The sequence below is a fragment of the Kitasatospora sp. NPDC092039 genome, assembly GCF_044756065.1.
Classification (GTDB): Bacteria; Actinomycetota; Actinomycetes; order Streptomycetales; family Streptomycetaceae; genus Kitasatospora.
Map to the genome: position 1 here is coordinate 533,340 of NZ_JBIVSD010000004.1, position 15,423 is coordinate 548,762.

A 15,423-nucleotide genomic window follows, 5' to 3' on the forward strand; every position below is an offset into this window, starting at 1 on the left:
TCAGTTCCCCCCAGTGGGCTTGGCGGGCGGGGCGGCGGGCGCGGTGGCCTGGACCTGACCGGGCGCGGCGGCCGGGCCGGGTGCGGCGGCCGGCTGGCCCGCGGCGGGCGCCGGTGGCAGGACGGCGTCGCGCGGGTCGGCGCGCGGCGGTACGACCACCACGCCGACCAGGTCGAGCCGGGTGAACTGGACGAAGGGCTCGACCAGGACGGTCTTGGTCAGCTGGCCGGCGTTGGCCTGGACCTCGACGACCTTGCCGATCGGGACGCCGGGCACGAACGGGCGGCCGCTCTGCGAGCCGAAGGTGACCAGCCGGTCGCCGGCCTTGACCTGGGCCTTGCCGTTGAGCAGGGAGACCTTCATCGGGCTGTCGCCGCCGCCGGAGGCGAAGCCGATCTCGCCGGTGCCCTCCAGCCTGGTGCCGGCCGAGAAGCCGGGGTCGGAGGCGAGCAGCACGGTGGCGGTGGTCGGGGCGACGGTGGTGATCCGGCCGACCAGGCCCTGACCGTTGATCACCGTCATGTCGCGGGTGAGGCCGTCGTCGCTGCCGGCGTCGAGGGTGATGGTCCAGGAGAAGCCCTGGGCCGGGCCGATCGCGATGACCTGGGCGGCCTTGACGGTGTAGCCGCCGGCGCCGGCGGTGCGCAGCAGGTCGTCCAGCTGTTTGGTGCGCCCGGCGGCCATGTCGGAGGAGGCGAGCTTCTGGCGCAGTTCGGTGTTCTCGCGGGCGAGCTGGTCGGTGCGGCCGCTGTCGGTGGCCGCGTCCCGGAAGGCGCGGACGGTGTCGGCGACCGGGTCGACGACGGTGGCGGCGCCGCGCTCGACCGGTCCGAGGACACTGGCGGCGGCGTGTCGGGCCGGGCCGAGCGGGGAGTCCTCGCCGCCCTTGATGTCCACGGTGATCAGCGCGAAGGCGACGGCCACCAGCAGGATCAGCAGCAGCCGGCTCTCTCGGGTGTCCCTCACGGTGCTGGTACTGCCCCTTCGTACCCGGCCGCCGGCCCGGGCCGTGGGGCCCGGGCGGCGGCCCGTTCGGTCGAGTGTCGGATGTGACGCGTGGTGCCGGTGGTGCGGCGACCTGTCAACGACGCGGCGAGGCGTCGAGTACCTGCTGGAGTGCCTCGAACTCCTCGACGCACTTGCCGGAACCGAGTGCGACGGAGTCCAGCGGGTTCTCCGCGATGTGGATCGGCATGCCGGTCTCGCGGCGCAGCCGCTCGTCCAGGCCGCGCAGCAGGGCGCCGCCGCCGGTGAGCACGATGCCCCGGTCCATGACGTCGCCGGCCAGCTCGGGCGGGCACTGGTCGAGGGTGGTCTTGACCGCGTCGATGATCGCGTTGACCGGCTCGTCGATGGCCTCGCGGACTTCGGCGGCGGAGATGACCACGGTCTTGGGCAGGCCGCTGACCAGGTCGCGGCCGCGGATCTCGGCGTGCTCGTCCTTCTCGCCCTCCAGGCCGAAGGCGCTGCCGATGCTCATCTTGATCTGCTCGGCGCTGCGCTCGCCGAGGAGCAGCGAGTACTCCTTCTTGATGTGCTGGACGATCGCGTTGTCCAGCTCGTCGCCGGCCACCCGGATGGACTGGGCGGTGACGATGCCGCCGAGCGAGATCACGGCGACCTCGGTGGTGCCGCCGCCGATGTCGACGACCATGTTGCCGGTGGCCTCGTGGACGGGCAGGCCGGCGCCGATCGCGGCGGCCATCGGCTCCTCGATGATGTGCACCTGGCGCGCGCCGGCCTGCGAGGAGGCCTCGATGACGGCGCGGCGCTCGACGCCGGTGATGCCGGAGGGCACGCAGACCACGACGCGCGGGCGGGCGAGGTAGCGGCGCCGGTGGATCTTGAGGATGAAGTACCGCAGCATCCGCTCGGTGATCTCGAAGTCGGCGATCACGCCGTCCTTGAGCGGGCGGATGGCGACGATGTTGCCCGGGGTGCGGCCGATCATCTTCTTGGCCTCGGCGCCGACGGCGAGGATCCCGCCGGTGTTGGTGTTCACCGCGACGACGGACGGCTCGTTCAGGACGATGCCCTTGCCCCTGACGTACACCAGCGTGTTGGCTGTTCCGAGGTCGATCGCCAAGTCGCGGCCGATGAACGACAGGTTGCTCGCCATGGGGTGTGGGTGCCTTCCCGGGCTCGGAGTTCATGGGGGGTGGACGAACGTGCGCCCACGCTTGGGCGGAGACCAGCTGAGCTGCCTTACCGGGCCCTAAGTCGCGTCCATCGTAGTCACGCCGGGCGGCACGGACGTCGACGTGGGGCATGCCGTCCATTGTCCGGGGCGTGATCGCATCTCCGAGGATTGGGACGCCGTGTCGGCGTCGCCAGTTCCCTATTTCACGATAAGAATGCCCCGGCCGGGCCAATGGTCCCGACCGGGGCGGTACGAACGTCCCGCCGGGCGTGTCGCCCGGGCCCGCTCGTGGAATCAGGCGTGCGAGGGGAAGAAGATCTTGATCTCGCGCTCGGCGGACTCCGGGGAGTCGGAGGCGTGGATCAGGTTCTCGCGGGTGATCGTCGCGTAGTCGCCGCGGATGGTGCCGGCCCCGGCCTCCAGCGGGTTGGTGGCGCCGGCCAGCATGCGGATGCCCTTGACGACCTCCTCGCCCTCGACGATCAGCGCGATCGACGGACCGGAGGTCATGAACTCCAGCAGCGGCTCGTAGAACGGGCGGCCGACGTGCTCCGCGTAGTGCTGCTCCAGCGTCGCCCGGTCGAAGGTGCGCAGCTCGATGGCGGCGAACCGCCAGCCGGCCTTGCGCTCGATGCGGCTGATGATCTCGCCGGCCAGGCCGCGGCGGACGGCGTCGGGCTTGAGCAGGACGAGAGTGCGCTGGGACACGGTGCGTCTCCTGGGGATTCGGTTCGGCAGACAGTCGGGTCGACAAGGGTGCCGACACGGCAGAGATTACCTGGCGTACACGGCGTGTCGGTCCGCCGGTCCGGGCCTCAGACCTGTACCGCGGCGGCCTCCGCGGCCGCCCGGGCGGCCTTGAACTCGTCCACCTTGCGGCCGTAGTGCACCGAGCACCACCACAGGCCGGCGAAGACCACGCCGAGGCCGAACATGGTCGGCAGGATGAAGCCGCTGGCGATCAGGCCGATCTGCAGCGCCCAGCCGATCTGCACCGCGCCGGGGCGGTTGATCATGCCGCAGAGCAGGACGCACAGCGCCATCGCGATGCCGCTGACCGTCCAGACCTCCGCGGCGGACACGTCGGAGAGCCGCATCGCGACCAGGGCGGCGAAGAGGACCAGCAGCGCTTCGCCGATCAGCGTCGAGGAGCAGAGCGTCCTCATGTCACTTCCTCCCGAGCAGCAGGCGGGCCTCGCCCACCGTGATGACCGAACCGGTGACCAGCACCCCGGCGCCGCCGAGGTCGCCCTCCTCCTCGGCGAGGGTGACGGCGGCGGCGATGGCGTCGTCGAGCCGGGGCTCGACCTGGACGCGGTCCTCGCCGAAGACCTCGACGGCCAGGGCGGCGAGCGCGTCGACGTCCATCGCGCGGTGGGTGGAGTTCTGGGTGATGACGACCTCGGCCAGGATCGGCTCGAAGGCCTCCAGCACGCCGGCCACGTCCTTGTCACCGGAGGTGCCGATCACGCCGACGAGCCGGGTGAAGCCGAAGGACTCGGTGAGGGCGGCCACGGTGGCACGGGCGCCGTGCGGGTTGTGGGCGGCGTCCAGGACGATCGTGGGGCTGCGGCGGACGACCTCCAGGCGGCCCGGCGAGGAGACGCCGGAGAAGGCCTGGCGGATCTTGTCCACGTCCAGCTGGCCGCCGCGCGCGCCGCCGACGCCGAAGAAGGCCTCGACCGCGGCCAGCGCGAGGGCCGCGTTGTGCGCCTGGTGCTCGCCGTGCAGCGGGATGAAGACGTCCTCGTACTCCTCGCCGCCGAGGCCGCGCAGCGTCACCAGCTGGCCGCCGACGGCGAGTTCACGGCGGATCACGCCGAACTCCATGCCCTCGCGGGCGACCGTGGCGTCGATCTCGACGGCGCGGCGCAGGATGGTCTCGGCGGCGTCCAGCTGCTGCTGGGCGACGACCGCGACGGAACCGGTCTTGATGATCCCGGACTTCTCGACCGCGATCTCGCCGGTGGTCTCGCCGAGCTTGTCGGTGTGGTCCAGCCCGATCGGGGTGATCACCGCGACGACGGCGTCGATGACGTTGGTGGCGTCCCAGGAGCCGCCCATGCCGACCTCGACCACGGCGACGTCCACCGGGGCGTCGGCGAAGGCGGCGTAGGCCATGCCGGTCAGCACCTCGAAGAAGGACATCGGCACCGGCTGCGCCGCGTCGACCATCCGCACGTAGGGCTCGATGTCGCGGTAGACCTCGACGAAGCGCTCGGGGGTGATCGGGGCGCCGTCCAGGCTGATCCGCTCGGTGACGGACTCCACGTGCGGGCTGGTGTAGCGGCCGGTGCGCAGCTCGAAGGTGTTGAGCAGCTGCTCGATCATCCGGGCGGTGGAGGTCTTGCCGTTGGTGCCGGTGATGTGGATGGAGGGGAAGGACCGCTGGGGCTGGCCCAGGATGTCCATCAGCGCCTCGATCCGATCGAGCGAGGGCTCCAGCTTGTTCTCCGGCCAGCGCTCGGAGAGCTCCGTCTCGACGTCGCGCAGGGCGTCGCCGGTGCCGCCGTCGGCGGGGCGGATGGTGTACGGGTTCGGGTCGGCCTTGTCGCTCACGACCACAGTCTACGGAGCGCTGGCGGCTCCTCCTCACGGGGTGAGAACGACCACTTTGCCCGTTCTTTCCCATGATCATCTAGTTTCCCCCCTTTACTATTGATTTAGCGATCTGAACCGCAATGAAGCATCGATTCGCAGCCGACAGGAGCCTTCAGCCTTTGATCATGAGGAGCATTGCGCCATGCCCGACGCCCTGCACGAGTGGGTCGTGCTTCGCCAGGACGCCGTCGTCTGGGTCGCCGGACTGATCTCGCTGGCCCTCGTCGGCTACATGGCCCTGGTCTTCGGGCGCTTCCTCGTGTACTGGGCGGGCTCCCGGCACGCCTTCCGGCACAACCGGCCCGCCGAGCCCGGCGACCCCGCCACCCTCCAGTGGCACCTGGTGATCCCCTGCCGCGACGAGGAGGCCGTGGTCACCCAGACCCTGGACGGCCTGCGGACCAGCGCGCCTGAGGCCCACCTCTGGGTGATCGACGACGACAGCGAGGACGCCACCCGCGACCTGGTGCTCGCCGCCGCGGCCCGCGACCCGCGGGTCCACCTGGTCCAGCGCCGCCGCCCGCACGCCCGGATCGGCAAGGGCGCCGCCCTCAACGCCGCCTACCGGGAGATCTCCGCCTGGCTGCCCGAGGACACCGACCGCTCCCGGGTGGTGATCGGCGTGGTCGACGCCGACGGGCAGCTCGACCCGGGCACCCTCGCCCAGGTCTGCAACGCCAAGGCGCTCGGCCGGCCCGACACCGGCGCCGTCCAGATCGGCGTCCGGATGCGCAACGCCGACGACGAACTCCCGCTGCCCGGTCGTGGCCGGGCCGCCAACGCCCTGGCCCGCGCGCTGGTGCGGATGCAGGACGTCGAGTTCCAGGCGAACAACGCCGGCATGCAGCTGCTGCGCCGCCGCACCGGCAGCGTCGGCCTCGGCGGCAACGGCCAGTTCGTCCGGCTCACCGCCCTCGACTCGCTGACCGCCGAAGAGGGCCGGGCCGGCCGCCCCTGGCCGGAGCGCGCCCTGCTGGAGGACTACGAGTCCGGCCTCGACCTGCGGCTGGCCGGCTGGCGGCTCACCCACGTCACCGAGGCCCAGGTCTCCCAGGAGGGCCTGATCTCGCTGCGCCGCTTCCTCACCCAGCGCACCCGCTGGGCCCAGGGCAACATGCAGTGCCTGCGCTACACCGGCCGGGTGCTGCGCTCCCCGCACTACACCCTGTCCGGCAAGGCCGAGGTGCTGTACACCTTCCTCCAGCCGGTGGTCTGCGTGCTGCTGGTGCTGCTCTTCCCGCTCTCGCTCGGGATCACCGGCGCCGGCCTGGTGCTCTTCCCCGAGGAGACCGCCGAGTTCCAGCTCCGGTTCGGCCCCTGGATGCTGCTCGTCTTCGTGCTCGCCACGCTGCCGATGGTGTTCTGGGGCCTCGCCTACCGCCGGCTCGTCCACCCCGACCGCGGCCGGCTCACCGGCCTGCTCTGGGGCGTCCTGGTCTGGCTCTACGCCTACCACCTGTTCGTGGTCGCCGCCCGGGCCGCCGTCCGGATGCTGCTCGGCCGCAACGGCTGGGCCAAGACCCGCCGCAACGCCGAGAAGGTCTCCCTCGGCGCCCCCACCGCGCTCGAGTCGTGAGCCCCGCGCCCACCACCCCCTCGCCTCCCCTCCCCCACCGCCTCCGGAGTCCCCGCATGAGCCCGTGCCTGCCCCCGTCCAGCGTCGCCGTCGTCCTGGGCACCCGCCCCGAGCTGGTCAAGCTCGCCCCGCTGATCCACGAGCTCGGCGACGCCACCCGGCTGGTGCACACCGGCCAGCACTGGGACGAGGCGATGTCCGGCCGCTTCCTGCGCGACCTCGACCTGCCCGAGCCCGAGCTGCTCACCGGTGTCGGCGGCCGCCCCCGGGCCGGCCAGATCGCCCAGTCGCTGGGCCAGCTGGACGCCGCCTTCGCCGAGGACCGCCCGCTCGCCGTGGTCGTCCAGGGCGACACCAACGCCACCCTGGCCGGCGCGCTGGCCGCCAACGCCCGGGAGATCCCGCTGGTCCACGTCGAGGCCGGGCTGCGCAGCTTCGACCGGGCGATGCCCGAGGAGCACAACCGGGTGATGGTCGACCACGTCTCCGACCTGCTCTGCGCCGCCACCGGCGAGAACGTCGCCAACCTGCGCGCCGAGTCGCTGGCCGAGGACCGGATCGAGCTCACCGGCAACACCGTCGTCGAGGTGGTCCGCCGTCAGCTGCCGGACGCGCCCGCCCGCGCCGCGCTGCTCGCCGCGCACGGGCTGCGCCCGGACGCGTACGTGCTGGCCACCGTGCACCGCCCGGAGAACACCGACACCGCCGAGGCGCTCGGCGCGGTGCTCGCCGAGCTGGACCGGATCGCCCGGGCCGGCACCCCGGTGCTGTTCCCGATGCACCCGCGCACCCGGGCCGCCGTCGAGCGGTTCGGCCTGGACGGCCTGCTGGAGCGGCTGGCCGTCACCGGCCCGGTCGGCTACGGCGACTTCCTGGGCCTGGCGAGCCACGCGGCGCTGCTGGTCTCCGACTCCGGCGGCGTGCAGGAGGAGTGCACCGTACTCGGCCGCCCGCTGCTGGTGGTGCGCCGCTCCACCGAGCGCCCGGAGGCGATGGCGGCCGGCTTCGCCGCGCTGGTGCGCCCCGGCGAGGAGCTGGGCGCCCTGGCCCGCGCCTGGCTCTCCGACACCCCCGAGCGGCTCGCCCGGCTGGCGGCCACGCCGAGCCCGTACGGGGACGGCCTGGCCTCGGCCCGGATCGCCGCCCTGACCGCGGCGATCGCCGAGTCGGCCGAGGCCGAGGCCGAGCTGCTGGCCGCGTAAGGCCCCCTTGACAGCAGAATTGGTCTACTCCACCTTGTGAGGCAAGTCTCCTTTCCCGACAGGGACTTGAGTTGACGGTAGCTCCCGCACGCACCATCGACACCCCGGACGGCGCTCCTCCCCCACGAGGCGCCGCCGGGCCTCCCCCACTGGAGACGGCCTCATGCCACCTGCCCGACCCCGGCGCCCGCGCGCCGTCCACTCACTGCTCGCCGGAGCGAGCGCCCTGGTCATCGGCCTGGGCGGACTCGTCCTGGCCGGCGGCACCGGCGCCCACGCCGCCGACACCGACCTGATCACCAACGGCGGCTTCGAGAGCGGGAACCTGACCGGCTGGACCTGTTCGAGCGGCACCGTCCAGAACACCACCACCCACTCCGGCGGCTACGCCCTGCGCTCCACCCCGGCCGGGAGCGACACCGGCGAGTGCACCCAGACCATCGCGGTGAAGCCCTCCTCCTCGTACACCCTGAGCTCCTGGGTGCAGGGCTCGTACGTCTACCTGGGCGCCCGCGGCACCGGCGGCACCGAGCCCAGCACCTGGACCCCGGGCGGCACCGCCTGGTCCCAGCTGAGCACCGGCTTCACCACCGGCCCGAACACCACCAGCGTCACGGTCTACCTGCACGGCTGGTACGGGCAGCCGGCCTTCGCCGCCGACGACGTCTCGCTGCTCGGGCCCGGCGGACCGCAGCCGTCCCCGAGCCCGACCGCGACCGCCACCACCACCGCCTCGCCGAGCCCGACGGCCACCGGGACCGGCAGTCCCTCCCCGACCGCGACGACGACCGCGACCGCGACGACGACGGCGACCCCGACCAAGCCCCCGGGCCTGCCCAAGCACATCCTCACCGGCTACTGGCAGAACTTCGACAACGGCGCCACCGTCCAGCGGATCAGCGACGTCCCGGCCGCCTACGACATCATCGCGGTCTCCTTCGCGGACGCCACCGCCACCCGCGGCGGCCTGAGCTTCACCCTCGACCCCGCCCTCTCCTCCCGCCTCGGCGGCTACACCGACGCCCAGTTCAAGGCCGACATCGCGGCCAAGCGGGCGGCCGGGAAACGGGTGGTGCTCTCGGTCGGCGGACAGAACGGCACGGTCTGGGTGGGAGATTCCGCCTCCGCCGCGAACTTCACCGGCACCGCCTGGGCGCTGATGCAGAACTACGGCTTCGACGGGATCGACATCGACCTGGAGAACGGCATCAGCTCCACCTACATGGGCCAGGCGCTGCACGCCCTGGCGGCAAAGGCGGGGAGCGGATTCGTCCTCACCATGGCACCGCAGACGATCGACATGCAGTCGACCGGCATGGAGTACTTCAAACTGGCGCTGAACGTGAAGGACATCCTCACCATCGTCAACATGCAGTACTACAACTCCGGTGCGATGAACGGCTGCGACGGGAACGTCTACTCCCAGGGCACCGAGAACTTCCTCACCGCGCTGGCCTGCATCCAGCTCAAGGGCGGGCTGCGGCCCGACCAGGTGGGCCTCGGGGTGCCGGCCTCCACCAGCGCCGCGGGCGGCGGGTACGTCGCCGCCGGCACCGTCAACAACGCGCTGGACTGCCTGGCCTCCGGCACCAACTGCGGCAGCTACAAGCCGGATACCACGTGGCCGGGCATCGGCGGCGCGATGACCTGGTCGACCAACTGGGACGCCAAGGCGGGCAACCCGGTCGCCAACACCATCGGCTCGCACCTGCACGCCATGCCGTAACCGGCACGGCCGGCCTGCCGGCGGCCCGGGTTCAGACCCCGGCCCGGGCCTCCGGCACATGCGCGGCACCGCCGTGCCGACGGCGCAACTCGGCCGTGATCTCGGCCAGTTCACCCTCCGGCAGCAGCGGCAGCATCATCGCGACGCCCTGCAGCAGACCGCCCAGCAGGAAGGTGGTGTCGGGCGTCGCCGCCACCAGGCCGCGGACCTCGGCCACCTCGCCGGCCGCCACCGCCTCGATCAGCTGGGCGGCGCTCGCGGTCTCCTCGTCCACCTCGACCCCGCCGGTGTCGTCCGGGGCGCGCCGGGCCATCGCCCGCAGCACCCGGTCGCCGACCTCGGGGGCGTACGCCTTGCGGACGGCCTCGGCGGCGATCCAGGCGAGCAGGGTGGTCACCTCGCGCTCGGCGTGCTCGGCGAACAGCAGGTCCAGCTCGTGGTCGAACGCGAGCTGGTTCCCGTGCCGGAACGCGAGCAACAGGGTCGCCGCCCTGGCCTTGGCCTCCTCGACCGCCTCGGCAGGCAGTTCGTCGACCAACTCCTCGGTCACCACCACGCCATGCCCTCCCGTCCGTCGCTCAGCTGGAACGCTCAGCGGAAACGCCCATTCGGAAACTCCGTGCACACGGTACACAGCGGACCTGCAAACTTCCGCGAACCCGCGCGGGCAAGACCGGAATCAATTCGCTCGGAATAGGACCTCACCCGGTCGCAGGATGATAATTCGCCGGAAGGGAGCAATGTTCCTGGGCTATTTGGTGTAGTGAAAGCACCGGGAAGCCGTTCCGGAAGCGGGCCCCGGAAAAGCCCGAGGGGCCGCACCCCGCGTGTCGCGGCGTGCGGCCCCTCGGGACCGGTCCGGGCTCAGCCCTGCGGCAGCGCCGCCAGCTGGGCGGTGATCCGGGCGATGTCGGCCTCGGCGGCCTCCTGGCGGCCGCGGATCTTGGCGACCACCTCGTCCGGCGCCTTGGCGAGGAACGCCTCGTTGCCGAGCTTGGCGGTGGTCTGGGCCTTCTCCTTCTCGGCGGCCGCGAGGTCCTTGGCCAGGCGCTTGCGCTCGGCCTCGACGTCGATGGTGCCGGAGAGGTCCAGCGAGACGGTGGCACCGGCCACCGGCAGCGAGGCGGTGGCCGTGAAGCCCTCCTCGGGGACGGTCAGCCGCAGCAGCGAGCGGATCGCGTCCTCGTGGGCGGCCAGCACGGTGCCGCCCAGCTCCACGGCGGCCGGGACGCGCTGGCGGTCCTGCAGGCCCTGGTCCGTACGGAACCGGCGGACCTCGGTGACCACCTGCTGCAGCGTGGCGATCTCGGCCTCGGCCGCGGTGTCGCGGAAGCCGCTGTCCTTCGGCCACTCGGTGACGACCAGCGACTCGGCGCCGGTGAGGGTGGTCCAGAGCGTCTCGGTGACGAACGGGACGACCGGGTGCAGCAGCCGCAGGGTGACGTCCAGAACCTCTCCGAGGACCCGGCGCGAGGCGTCCGCCTGCGCGTCGCCCTTGGCCAGGGTGGTCTTGGAGAGCTCGACGTACCAGTCGAAGACCTCGTCCCAGGCGAAGTGGTACAGCGCGTCCGAGACCTTGGCGAACTCGAAGTCGTCGTACAGCGCGTCGACCTGGGCGACGGTGGCGTTCAGCCGCGAGAGGATCCAGCGGTCGGCCGCGGTCAGCTCCTCCGGCGCGGGCAGCGGGCCCTCGACGGTGGCGCCGTTCATCAGCGCGAAGCGGGTCGCGTTCCAGATCTTGTTGCAGAAGTTGCGCGAGCCCTTGACCCAGTCCTCGCCGATCGGCACGTCGGCGCCCGGGTTCGCGCCGCGGGCCAGCGTGAAGCGGACGGCGTCGGCGCCGTAGGCGTCCATCCAGTCCAGCGGGTCCACGGCGGTGCCGGAGGACTTCGACATCTTCTTGCCGAACTCGTCGCGGACCAGTCCGGTCAGGGCGACGGTCTTGAACGGCGCCTCGCCGTCCATCGCGTAGAGGCCGAACATCATCATCCGGGCGACCCAGAAGAAGATGATGTCGTGGCCGGTCACCAGGACGTCGGTCGGGTAGAACTTCTCCAGGTCGGCGGTCTTCTCCGGCCAGCCGAGCGTGGAGAACGGCCACAGGCCGGAGGAGAACCAGGTGTCCAGGACGTCCGGGTCCTGGACCCAGCCCTCGCCGGTCGGCGGCTGCTCGTCCGGTCCGACGCAGACGACCTCGCCCTCGGGGCCGTACCAGACCGGGATCCGGTGGCCCCACCAGAGCTGGCGCGAGATGCACCAGTCGTACATGTTGTCGACCCAGTCGAAGTAGCGGCGCTCGAGCTCCTTCGGGTGGATCTCCACCTTGCCGTCGCGGACGGCGTCGCCGGCCGCCTTGGCCAGCGGCTCGACCTTGACCCACCACTGGAGCGACAGCCGCGGCTCGACCACGGTGTGGCAGCGCGAGCAGTGGCCCACGGCGTGCATGTACGGGCGCTTCTCGGCGACGATCCGGCCCTGCTCGCGCAGCGCGCCGACGACGGCCGAGCGGGCCTCCAGCCGGTCCATGCCGAGGAACGGGCCGTGCACGGTGATCGCACCGCGGTCGTCCATCACGGTCAGGTTCGGCAGGTCGTGGCGCTGGCCGATGGCGAAGTCGTTCGGGTCGTGCGCGGGCGTCACCTTGACGGCGCCGGTGCCGAACTCCGGGTCGACGTGCTCGTCCGCGACGACCGGGATCTCGCGGTCGGTCAGCGGCAGCTTGATGGTTCGGCCGACCAGGTGCTTGTACCGCTCGTCCTCGGGGTGGACGGCCACCGCGGTGTCGCCCAGCATCGTCTCGGCCCGGGTGGTGGCGACGACGATCGAGTCCTCGCCCTCGCCGTAGCGGATCGAGACCAGCTCGCCCGGGGTGTCCTCGTGCTCCACCTCGATGTCGGAGAGCGCGGTGAGGCAGCGCGGGCACCAGTTGATGATGCGCTCGGCGCGGTAGATCAGGCCGTCGTCGAACAGCCGCTTGAAGATGGTCTGGACGGCCTGGGACAGGCCCTCGTCCATGGTGAAGCGCTCGCGCGACCAGTCCACGCCGTCGCCGAGCCGGCGCATCTGGCCGAGGATGCGGCCGCCGTAGCTCTTCTTCCACTCCCAGACCTTGTCGACGAAGGCCTCCCGGCCCAGGTCGTGCCGGGACAGGCCGGCCTCGGCGAGCTGCTGCTCGACCTTGTTCTGGGTGGCGATGCCGGCGTGGTCCATGCCCGGCAGCCAGAGGGTCTCGAAGCCCTGCATGCGCTTGCGGCGGGTCAGCGCGTCCATCAGCGTGTGCTGGAAGGCGTGGCCCAGGTGCAGGACGCCGGTGACGTTCGGCGGGGGGATGACGATCGTGTACGCGGGCTTGTCGCTCTTCGCGTCCGCCGTGAAGTACCCACGCTCTACCCAGCGCTCGTACAGCTCGCCCTCTACGTCCGCGGGGGTGTAGGTCGTCGGGAGGGTTGCTGCTTCGTCCCCGGCAGAGGTGCTCACGGGGCGCTGGTTCGTCGTGTCGGTCACGACGCACAGTTTACGTAACCGGGAGGAGGGTCACGAACCGCTTTCGGTCCGCGGACCCGCCGCGCCCGGACGGGCCCCGGCCGGGCGCCGTGCGGTACCGTGCCCGGGCACTCGTCCGGCGGAACGGACGGGCACGGAACGACGGACACCACGACAGGCCGCGGATGCGGCGGGGGAGCGCAGACGCAGATGTACGGCCAGGGACAGCAGTACCCGCAGGGACAGCCGCAGCCCTACGGGGGCCAGCCGCAGTACGGCCAGCCGCAGCAGCCCTACGGCGCGCCCCAGCCCCAGTACGGCTATCCGCAGCAGCAGCCCTACGGCGCGCCCCAGCAGCCGTACGGCGTGCCGCCGCAGGCGCCGTACGGCCAGCCGGGCTACCCGGTGGCCCCGCCGCCGAAGGGCAAGGGCGGCCTGGTCGTCGGCCTGGTGATCGGCGCGCTGGTGCTGGGCGGCGGCGGCTTCGCGGCGTGGAAGTTCCTCGGCGGCAGCGACGCGGGCGGCCAGTACAAGCTCAGCGCCCCGCAGACGCTGCTGGACGGCTACGTCCAGAAGTCGGCGAAGGAGGAGGCCGCCGACATGAGCAAGCCCGACGTCGCGAAGGTCGGCAAGGACCTGCACGCGCTGGTTGCCAGCTACAGCAAGGGCACCGACGTCAAGAACGTGGACTCGCTGTCGGTGGTCGGCATCTACGGGGACATCAACGACCCGGACCAGATCATCACCGAGTCGAAGTCCTCGAGCGGCGCGGCGACCTGGACCACGCCGATGGCCGACTACCCGGCGAAGGACAGCCGTGCCTCCGCGGGCAAGCTCAGCTGCGGCGTCATGAGCGTCCTCGCCGGCAAGACCGGCTCGACGGTCTGCGTGTGGGCGGACAAGTCCACCTACGGCCGGGTGACCTTCACCAAGATGAGCCTGACCGCCACCGGTGACGCCGGCGGCCAGGGCATCACCCCGGACCAGGCCGCGGAGAAGACCCGGGCGATCCGCGACGCCATGAAGGTCGCCAAGTAGCGCGCAGCACGCGAAGGGGCCCCGCACCGGATCGGTGCGGGGCCCCTTCGCGTGCCGGAGGCCTCGGGTCAGGCGCTCTTCTCCCGGCGCTCGCGCTTGATCATGTCGCGCGGCACCAGGGTGGGGATGGCGTGCTTGGAGACCACGTCACCGGTGACCACCACGCGGGCGACGTCCTGGCGCGAGGGGACCTCGTACATCACGGACATCAGCACCTCCTCCATGATGGCCCGCAGCCCGCGCGCGCCGGTGCCGCGCAGGATCGCCTGGTCGGCGATCGCCTCCAGCGCGTCCCGGGAGAACTCCAGCTCCACGCCGTCCAGTTCGAACAGCTTGCGGTACTGCTTCACCAGCGCGTTGCGCGGCTCGGTGAGGATCTGGAGCAGCGCCTCGCGGTCCAGGTTGTGCACGCTGGTGATCACCGGCAGACGGCCGATGAACTCGGGGATCATGCCGAACTTGACCAGGTCCTCGGGCATCACCTGGCGGAAGTGGTCGCTGGCGTCCGACTCCCGCTTGGAGCGGATGTTGGCGCCGAAGCCGATGCCCTTGGCACCCGCGCGGCCCTCGATGATCCGCTCCAGGCCGGCGAACGCGCCGCCGACGATGAACAGCACGTTGGTGGTGTCGATCTGGATGAACTCCTGGTGCGGGTGCTTGCGCCCGCCCTGCGGCGGCACCGAGGCGGTGGTGCCCTCCAGGATCTTCAGCAGGGCCTGCTGCACGCCCTCGCCGGAGACGTCCCGGGTGATCGACGGGTTCTCGCTCTTGCGCGCGACCTTGTCGATCTCGTCGATGTAGATGATCCCGGTCTCGGCCTTCTTGACGTCGTAGTCGGCCGCCTGGATCAGCTTGAGCAGGATGTTCTCGACGTCCTCGCCGACGTAGCCGGCCTCGGTCAGCGCGGTGGCGTCCGCGATCGCGAACGGCACGTTCAGCATCCGGGCCAGGGTCTGCGCCAGCAGCGTCTTGCCGGAGCCGGTGGGGCCCAGCAGCAGGATGTTGGACTTGGCCAGCTCGATGGCGTCCTCGCGGCCGTTGCCACCGCTGCGGCCCGCCTCGCCGGCCTGGACCCGCTTGTAGTGGTTGTAGACGGCGACCGACAGCGCCTTCTTGGCGAGGTCCTGGCCGACCACGTACTGGTCCAGGAACTCGTAGATCTCGCGGGGCTTCGGGAGCTCCTCGAAGCGCACCTCGGAGGTCTCGGCGAGTTCCTCCTCGATGATCTCGTTGCACAGGTCGATGCACTCGTCGCAGATGTACACGCCTGGGCCGGCGATCAGCTTCTTCACCTGCTTCTGCGACTTGCCGCAGAACGAGCACTTGAGCAGGTCGCCACCGTCTCCGATGCGTGCCACGAGGTGCTTCCCCTTCGCCAGGGGCCCCGCAGGGGTTCCGGGGCCTGGTGCTGTGGACCGTCAACGCCGACGGCGCTCGGTCTCGCTATCCGACGGTACTCTGCCGGGCCCGTGATTCCGGCCTCTTCGCCAGGTCTGCCCTACGCCCTGGGCGAATTGATACCGAACAGATGCCGTCGCGCGGGCCCGCGGATGGGCCGGGGCGGGGGGGGGGGCCCCCCCCGGGCCCCCCCCCCCCCCCCCCCCCCCCCCCCCCCCCCCCGGGCGCGGGGGGGGCCCCCCCCCCGCGGGGGGGCGGC

General features: G+C 71.7%; 12 protein-coding genes. 4 read left to right on the forward strand and 8 right to left on the reverse strand.

Translation table 11 applies throughout. The features are described from left to right. The 5 genes from mreC to ACIQI7_RS11975 all read right to left on the reverse strand — a co-directional run bounded on the left by mreC (position 1) and on the right by ACIQI7_RS11975 (position 4,699). Positions 1 to 966 carry a rod shape-determining protein MreC gene (mreC, locus tag ACIQI7_RS11955; RefSeq protein WP_401107868.1) on the reverse strand — a complete coding sequence of 322 codons (966 nt, stop codon included), beginning with the start codon at positions 964 to 966 and terminating at the stop codon, positions 1 to 3. Positions 967 to 1,081: 115 nt separating this feature from the next. Further along, a complete protein-coding gene (locus ACIQI7_RS11960; RefSeq protein WP_049648984.1) occupies positions 1,082 to 2,107 on the reverse strand; it encodes a rod shape-determining protein in 1,026 nt (341 codons plus the stop codon). Between the two features lie 327 nt (positions 2,108 to 2,434). Then, positions 2,435 to 2,848, reverse strand: a complete 414-nt coding sequence (gene ndk / locus ACIQI7_RS11965) for a nucleoside-diphosphate kinase (protein ID WP_401107870.1) — start codon at positions 2,846 to 2,848, stop codon at positions 2,435 to 2,437. A gap of 107 nt (positions 2,849 to 2,955) precedes the next feature. Continuing rightward, positions 2,956 to 3,306: a DUF4233 domain-containing protein gene (locus ACIQI7_RS11970; RefSeq protein ID WP_401107873.1), complete on the reverse strand. Its 351-nt coding sequence runs from the start codon at positions 3,304 to 3,306 to the stop codon at positions 2,956 to 2,958. A 1-nt stretch (position 3,307) separates the two neighbouring features. Beyond that, a complete protein-coding gene (locus tag ACIQI7_RS11975; protein ID WP_401107874.1) occupies positions 3,308 to 4,699 on the reverse strand; it encodes a bifunctional folylpolyglutamate synthase/dihydrofolate synthase in 1,392 nt (463 codons plus the stop codon). A gap of 184 nt (positions 4,700 to 4,883) precedes the next feature. Here ACIQI7_RS11975 and ACIQI7_RS11980 point away from each other — a divergent pair, with 184 nt between their 5' ends. From ACIQI7_RS11980 to ACIQI7_RS11990, 3 genes are all read left to right on the forward strand, one after another. Then, positions 4,884 to 6,317, forward strand: a complete 1,434-nt coding sequence (locus ACIQI7_RS11980) for a glycosyltransferase family 2 protein (RefSeq protein ID WP_401107877.1) — start codon at positions 4,884 to 4,886, stop codon at positions 6,315 to 6,317. A gap of 56 nt (positions 6,318 to 6,373) precedes the next feature. Further along, entirely contained in the window at positions 6,374 to 7,519 is a 1,146-nt protein-coding gene (gene wecB / locus ACIQI7_RS11985; protein ID WP_401107880.1) for a non-hydrolyzing UDP-N-acetylglucosamine 2-epimerase, read from the forward strand. A 163-nt stretch (positions 7,520 to 7,682) separates the two neighbouring features. Next, entirely contained in the window at positions 7,683 to 9,245 is a 1,563-nt protein-coding gene (locus ACIQI7_RS11990; protein ID WP_401107882.1) for a chitinase, read from the forward strand. Between the two features lie 31 nt (positions 9,246 to 9,276). Here the strand turns inward: ACIQI7_RS11990 and ACIQI7_RS11995 are convergent, their stop codons facing one another. Together ACIQI7_RS11995 and ACIQI7_RS12000 are read right to left on the reverse strand one after the other, a co-directional pair. Next, positions 9,277 to 9,801, reverse strand: a complete 525-nt coding sequence (locus tag ACIQI7_RS11995) for a hypothetical protein (protein ID WP_387748194.1) — start codon at positions 9,799 to 9,801, stop codon at positions 9,277 to 9,279. 308 nt (positions 9,802 to 10,109) lie between these two features. After that, complete coding sequence (locus ACIQI7_RS12000; protein WP_401107885.1) at positions 10,110 to 12,749, reverse strand: valine--tRNA ligase; 2,640 nt, start codon at positions 12,747 to 12,749, stop codon at positions 10,110 to 10,112. A 189-nt stretch (positions 12,750 to 12,938) separates the two neighbouring features. Here ACIQI7_RS12000 and ACIQI7_RS12005 point away from each other — a divergent pair, with 189 nt between their 5' ends. Continuing rightward, positions 12,939 to 13,766, forward strand: coding sequence for a hypothetical protein (locus ACIQI7_RS12005; protein ID WP_401107888.1), 828 nt, complete (start codon positions 12,939 to 12,941; stop codon positions 13,764 to 13,766). 68 nt (positions 13,767 to 13,834) lie between these two features. On the opposite strand, the gene clpX is transcribed toward ACIQI7_RS12005, so the two are convergent. Next, positions 13,835 to 15,124, reverse strand: coding sequence for an ATP-dependent Clp protease ATP-binding subunit ClpX (gene clpX / locus ACIQI7_RS12010; protein ID WP_045696864.1), 1,290 nt, complete (start codon positions 15,122 to 15,124; stop codon positions 13,835 to 13,837). Positions 15,125 to 15,423: the final 299 nt, after the last annotated feature.

What these genes read in the sequence shown, in the direction of transcription:
- ACIQI7_RS11990 (WP_401107882.1), top strand. Translation starts at nt 7,683, where the DNA reads ATGCCACCTGCCCGACCCCGGCGCCCGCGCGCCGTCCACTCACTGCTC.
- ACIQI7_RS11980 (WP_401107877.1), top strand. Translation starts at nt 4,884, where the DNA reads ATGCCCGACGCCCTGCACGAGTGGGTCGTGCTTCGCCAGGACGCCGTC.
- ACIQI7_RS11970 (WP_401107873.1), bottom strand. Translation starts at nt 3,306, where the DNA reads ATGAGGACGCTCTGCTCCTCGACGCTGATCGGCGAAGCGCTGCTGGTC.
- wecB (WP_401107880.1), top strand. Translation starts at nt 6,374, where the DNA reads ATGAGCCCGTGCCTGCCCCCGTCCAGCGTCGCCGTCGTCCTGGGCACC.
- ACIQI7_RS12005 (WP_401107888.1), top strand. Translation starts at nt 12,939, where the DNA reads ATGTACGGCCAGGGACAGCAGTACCCGCAGGGACAGCCGCAGCCCTAC.